This is a genomic window from Photorhabdus sp. RM322S (genome assembly GCF_042879395.1).
In the GTDB taxonomy this organism is placed as follows: domain Bacteria; phylum Pseudomonadota; class Gammaproteobacteria; order Enterobacterales; family Enterobacteriaceae; genus Photorhabdus; species Photorhabdus khanii.
Genome location: NZ_JBHFKW010000118.1, coordinates 1 through 1,583, shown reverse-complemented (window position 1 = coordinate 1,583; position 1,583 = coordinate 1). Strand labels below are relative to the sequence as shown.

The 1,583-nt window shown below is 31.8% G+C and carries 1 pseudogene; it reads right to left on the bottom strand.

Going from position 1 to position 1,583, the window contains the following annotated elements:
• Positions 1–733, bottom strand: a pseudogene (locus ACGF63_RS22800) (hemagglutinin); the annotation flags it as partial.
• Between the last annotated feature and the right edge of the window lie 850 nt (positions 734–1,583).

Sequence of the window (1,583 nt, the reverse complement as noted above, 5' to 3'; positions counted from 1 at the left end):
GAATATCTCCATGACGGCTGATAGCGGTGATATCCGTTCCTTTTATATTACTTTGCCAGATATTGATATTATTGACGGCAGCCATAGATAAATTATTGGGTGCCGAAAGTGTTGAGTTTTTAAGGGTAATATCGCTTTCAGAAATTATGTTTACATCATTAGCTGCGTTGATTTTATCTTTGAGGGTGATTTCTCCACCGTGTAATAAGATATTTTTAGCCGACAGTATTTCCGGCAGATTTTCACTGCTGGCCGGAAGATCATAATAGAAATCTGAACTGGGGGGCGATTTATGTGGGTAGTCAGTATCAATATTAATGCTGTCGCTAAAGTCGGCGATAAGATTACCTTTCGCGATGATACTTGCCCGTTCAAGGATCAGGTTGTCTTTTCTTATATCGTATTTTACTTCACCCGGCGGTAAAATATGATAACTTTTATCATCCCATGGGTGATAGGTGTTGATTTTTTCAAGGATCTTATTAGAAGAGAGTTTATAGATACCGGAGGGGGTATTAAGTGAATCGGCTATAGATACATACGTGTCCTTAGGGAAGTATTCAAAGAGATTGAAATATCCTGATGCTTCTTCCGATATTTTGCTTGTATTGGAAAGTTTTTTCCCCGTCAGGAAAATATCTTTTCCGGCTTCAATTTTGCTCAATGCCTGATTTGATAATATATCACTGTTAATATAAATATTTCCACCCGATGTGAGGACACTGGGTTGCATACTTTTTAAATTATATCCAACTGAGTACCAACGAGATCCAGATCGTGGCCTGCTGAAATCCGCATTATCTGTAGTATCTTTATATTGATTTGATATTTACCTGCGTCAGTTTTCAAACGTGATTTGATTGTTTATTGGTGTGTTTAAATAGAAAGTTTTTAACTTTTTAAAAAGAGATTTATTTTAGCATAATAAATGGCATGTAATTTAGTCAATATCATTTTAAAAATGATTAGGATTATCAGAATAAAATCGTTTATTTGTTAAAATAGACTCGCCATCTGATTTTAGATTTTCACTTAACCCCATTCACCCGTATCTATTTAAATCATGCTTAAATAAATCGGTTAATTCATTTAATAACGCATTATTACATCAACAATATTGAAAAGTCTAGCTAATTCATTTGCCAGAAAGGTTATAATGATTAAACGGGTATTTAAGCGTTAAATCACATTAATGGTATAAAAAGAGGCATGATTTAAATCAAACCGTATAAAAATAATGCTAAAAACAATCCAGTTCGTATTCGGTTAAATGATTTATTTGCCGCTTTTGTTATTCGGGATTTTTATAATCGATTATTTAACTGGCTGATAAAAAAGTTTAATCTCCAGTTGAAAACATTATTAAAATCGGGTGATGTTTTAAATATATTATCTTGTTAACCTATTTTATATTTTTATTTACCTTTTTTATGGGGTATATAAGCTTTAATAAAACCAATTCTTTTCTCATTTTTTATTGATGGATTTATGATAAGTTTAATCATAATGGTATATTGTGTTTTTACGTTTAATAAACGTTAATTATACTCGCTTTTTATCTTTTTTGATGCTGTTTTACTGGT